Genomic DNA, 4831 nt, shown 5'->3' with positions numbered 1-4831 from the left:
TTTCGTCGATTCACTGGGCTGGCCGATCTCGCTGGTCCTGATGGGTGTTGCCTTCATGGGCGTCAGCGCGCTGGCCATGCGGGTGAAGCGACAGATGTAAAGCTACCAAGAGCGGGGTTGGTTGTGTTATGGGGCCGCGCTGGCGCGACCAGGGAGAATCCGGACGAGGAGAGACGCTGCCTCGGACAGGCCAGTAAAAGCCGTTTGACGGTGAGGGCTATGGAGGTGCGACAGTTAGGCAACCTTAGTGCTCCTGACTCCGGCACTCGTCAAGAGCTGATAAAGAGTCGCAATCTTCGTTCGCGTGCCGCGTTGCGCGCAGTATGTAAAGACAACGCGTTGTTTTGCGCGCGTGAATGCCACAAAGAATCCTGCTGTAGCCTCGATTTGATCGTTGGAAAAGCTCCACCATGCGCCATCGTCTAATCCTACGAATATCACGCTATGGTATTCGAGGCCCTTGCTTTTATGGATCGTCATCAGAGGGATTGCATGGATACCTTCATACGCGTCAAGGACTGACGACCAATCAAGCTTACCGCTAGACGATGCCAATAGATGCTCTGTAGCTGAATCCAGAACTTTTTCAAGCCAATCGCCTTGTCCATAAGCGGGATGAACAGCGATCATCCTCTCACGACCAATAAACCCTAGGATATCGTTTAAAATCGAGCGTGACACAGTCTTCGATCTCGGAGGATTCGGATGGGAGGCGCTGAGTTCAAGTACGTATTCATCCAACTCGTGGGCAAGCCTAGCCTGCGCAACCTCATCGTCGGGAGCGACTCCCCGTAGGGTGATGAGGGCCTCTTGGCACTTCGTCCAATGCCGCCCTGCTCGAGTGGCCATGGCGAGACGCAGAAGTGACACAATCAGGCCGGACACGTCTTCCACAAGCAAGTCCTGGAGCATGATCGATCCGACCATTCCAGCTTCGTTGCGCAGAGGAATCCCCGCAGTCACAAACGCTGGTTCTAGAACTGCGGCGTATTCGTTCGCCTTCTGCCGGACTAGCAATACAAAGTCGCGCGGGCCAAGTGTGTAGGTCTTCATCTCGGTTGCGACAAAAGCAGCCAAGCGCTTCGCCTCAATCTCTGGCGTCGAAAAATCCAAAATAGCGCAACTGTCTCCAGCAATCGTACCGGCGGTCTTCGACACCGGCGCCACGGCTCGGGTGTCCAAAGCCTGCGCTAAGACGTGCTGGATACGCACCAACTCAGGTGAGGAGCGATAGTTGTTGTAGAGCGGCGTTCTTGTCGCGCCAAAATCTCCATCAAAGGCGGTGAAAGGATCGTCCATCGCCATTGCCCAGCGCATGATCTGCTGCTTGTTGTCCCCAACGGAGGTAATCACAGTGTCGGTGTGGAGGAAGACGATGCAGACCAAGTCATATTGGATCTGTGTCGTATCCTGAAACTCGTCCATGAACAGATGCGAGTACGTCAGTCGAAGCGCATCACGCGCCATCGGATTAACCCGCAACAGTAGTTCGGTAAGTCGTCCGATCATGGGAAATGACAAGACACTTTTTTTGCCTTCGTGGAGTGACGTTTGCCAGAAACGATTCGCAGCCCACTGGGCAGGTGTCGGAAGCGGCCAACCGTCTATCGGGAGTGGTGATCCCACCAGGTGCCGACGCTCGAAAGCCTTCACAGATATGGCCTGGATGTCAGCGTGGGTGCCGATCGATGCTGGAGGTGCCCCGACCTGTCGAGACAGGAACTCACGGTAATCTCGATCACCGGGGAACATAATTTTGTAGTTGGGCCTTGGCCGCCAGCGCTCAGGCAATGCTTGACCAAAGCGGTCGATCAACCCTTTCGCAAAGGCGTCGAACGTCATCGAGTCGAAACGCTCAGCATGACTGCGATGGCAGCGCTGCCGAACTCGCGCAGCGAGGTTTGTCGCTGCGTCACGCTTGAAACTGATCGCAAGGATGCGCCTGGGCGCGGGTGCCGTGCCCGTTTGAAGAAGATAGGCAGCACGCTGCGCGAGCAGTTCTGTCTTCCCTGCGCCAGGGCCAGCAATGACGGACCGGTTGTTGGCCGAACGAACCACTGATAGCGCATTCGCTTCGAGCGCATTGACGCCCACCGGCTTCCAGTCATCCGGGCTAACACGTCGCGATAGCACGGCCATGCCTAGTCCCTCCGCAGCGACTTGGCAACGTGTTTGAGAACCTCTGCGAGCACGACTGGCATGCCTTTCTCCAAGTCCTTCTTTTTGATGTGCGTCAGGGCTGCGATGTGCGTTGCTGGCTTGCTGTTGGTGAGAAAGTGATAGCGATACCCCGGAAGAAGTTCAGGATAGCCTTTAAACGGTCCAGCATAGGGTTTGAGCCCTAGCCCAGCGGTTCCTAGCACTACTTCTGCCGCTTTATCGACAGCCATCCTCGGACCGCCGCCCTTGGGGATGATGGCTTGATATGCATCGGGGAACGCTTCCAGCATAGCTAGATCAAGATCTAGTGGTGCTGAGAAATAGACGCCATGAGGCTTGAGACTATCGACCCAACCCATGAGCTTGTTCTGATCCTCTGCATCCTCCCACGTATGCATCTTTGCAAAATCCGCGTCGGACAAGATGCCCTTGTCGATCTTCAAGAGTTTTTCCTTAGGCACATTAACGTCGACGAGCTTTTCGATCGCCGTCTTTACCCGGCCAAAGCCACCACCTTCGCGCCCTAGGTCAAGATCTAGGAGGGTCGCGTGCGGAATGCCAAGGTGGGCCAACAAGCGCCAAAAATGCTGCACGTGCCGTCCCCCCAAGGGAACAATGGCAACGAATGCGGGGTCGATCAAAAGATCGAGCGCTTCAGCCAAAGGAGGCAAAACGATCCGCTCCGAATCGCCTTCGACAAGTAGGACGAAGCGGGCAAAATAGAGTTCTGGGTAGGCGAGCATAGCGCCACGAACGAACTTAGCAGCCTCGTCAGTCCCAGCCGGGATCTTGACCTTCTTCACCGACGAGACACGTGTTTTCGGATCGCAGCGGCAGTAGCGGACTTCACACGGATTGACGCGGCTCAGAACCGCCGGTGAGTGGCTGGTAATGATGGCTTGAGCACCCCCTGCATCGGTCAGCGAGCGAACCTGGCGGATGATGCGGGCGAGGAAGTAAGGCGAGAGATGGTTCTCCGGCTCCTCCAGAGCGAACAGCGTTAGTGCGGGGATACGTAGGGTGTCGTCACGAAATCCTTCGACCGTGCCTGCCACCACCGCACGTTCCAGATCGAAAACGGCCGCAGCCAGAGCGAAATACAAAAGCGATTGCTGTCCATCGCTCAGAGCGTCGAGGCCGCGCTCTTGACCGTCTGGTCCCTGCTCAAAGATGACAGCAATCTTGTTGACGACTTCCTCGAACCGACGACTGACCAGGCTGAGCCTAGGTTTAGTATCAACCACATCGTCATGGAGGCCCGACCAGCGCGCCTGCAAGGCTTCACCGATCGCGGCGATCGCCGATTCACCCTCGAATGCAGTGGCAAGGCTTTCGGTGGCATCTTGAACGGCCTTTTCTGTCTTGGATGACCATTCGATAGCACGGAGCAGACGGGCGGCGAGTGCGCCGGTCGTTGCCCGAACCTGAGCTGCCGCATCGCGGCTGGCAGGTGTGTAGTAGAGCTGGATCAAGCCTCGGTCCGCTACGGAAACCGGGTGGCACGCATCCTCACCCGGATCGTCGTCAAGCGTGTCAACCCAGAAAAGCTCCTGTGAAACTTCGCCCTCGATCGTTCCGTCATCTTCCCACCGAGCTTCGAGGCGCAGACGGCAAACTGGCGTTTCCCCTTCTCGTTCGATGAGCATATGTCGGAATGAGGGAGCGATCGTCTCCGGTGTCGCTGTGCCATCGGCTAGCTCGGGCAAACCGATAAACACATCGATGAGCATGTCCTTGGGTTCGCGGTCCTCAGGATCATCCTCCACACCCAAGTGAAAATCCGAACGCTGTACAGTGCGCTGCGTGCGCGAGACGCCAAACATTTTTGACAGGGCATCCAAAAGAGCGGTTTTCCCGGCCGCATTAGGGCCGACGACAGCCGTAATACCCGTTGAAATAGGCACTGTGATCGGGTCAGGCCCAAAACAACGGAAACCCGATAGCGTTATAGATTCGATAAGCATTGGCTCTTTCTTTCGCACAGCACTGGGTTCTAGCGATGGAAACCCTCTTGGCTATAGTAGCTCAGTGAATCGGTTTAGCTTCAGTAGAAGCGCTCCTGCCAGCCAAAGTGCCGTATGGAACCTCTAAAGACTGAACGACAGGTAACCGTTCCATTGCCGTCAATTTGGGCGCGGAAAGCCAACGGCAGGATTGGCCGAGAAGCCGACCGTCGACACGGTTGGCATGAAGGTCGTTTCCTGGCCGGTTCCCGACCGACACCATCCTACACCTGCTGACTGCTTTCCGGAGCATACCGCTCGGTCAGGAGCGGAAATTGACATCCCCCCAGCCGACTGACCGGTTATGGTTGATTGCTCAGGGTCAGCGTCGGCTTTGGAGAAGAATCTCCGCCGTCCGCTTCTGGCCGAAAGTTGCCATCCAGCCATTTTTGCCCACCGTCGACATGGCTGGCGCGCCGTATTTACCATGACATTCGGGCCATCCGCATTCTGATGCAGCCAACCGTGGATTGCACAAAACCCAGGACCATCACCTTGGTTCGCGATGGGCCGACGACGTGCCTGCCTTCCGGGCCGCACTGGAAACCCGCTGGTGCGTTGGTGATACCATCAAGAACCTGCACACCCGCGTTTCGCAACTGGAAGATGCCATCCGTACCGCCAGCACGCTGGAAACCCAGCGCCTCACCTATATTCTCTCGACCATC

Annotated in this window: 3 protein-coding genes; 1 reads left to right on the top strand and 2 read right to left on the bottom strand. The window is 56.6% G+C overall.

Annotated features, from left to right (window positions below):
* Positions 1-234 precede the first annotated feature (234 nt).
* Positions 235-2139, bottom strand: coding sequence for an ATP-dependent helicase (locus Q1M07_RS00670; RefSeq protein ID WP_034911349.1), 1905 nt, complete (start codon positions 2137-2139; stop codon positions 235-237).
* A gap of 2 nt (positions 2140-2141) precedes the next feature.
* A complete protein-coding gene (locus tag Q1M07_RS00665; protein WP_034911350.1) occupies positions 2142-4124 on the bottom strand; it encodes an AAA family ATPase in 1983 nt (660 codons plus the stop codon).
* A 509-nt stretch (positions 4125-4633) separates the two neighbouring features.
* Between Q1M07_RS00665 and Q1M07_RS00660 the strand changes: the two genes are divergently transcribed.
* Positions 4634-4831: hypothetical protein (locus Q1M07_RS00660; protein ID WP_300449272.1), on the top strand; the 198-nt coding region annotated here is incomplete at its 3' end.

It is taken from the genome of Accumulibacter sp. (genome assembly GCF_029255285.1).
Lineage (GTDB): Bacteria > Pseudomonadota > Gammaproteobacteria > Burkholderiales > Rhodocyclaceae > Accumulibacter.
This window is presented reverse-complemented; position numbering and strand designations above follow the sequence as displayed.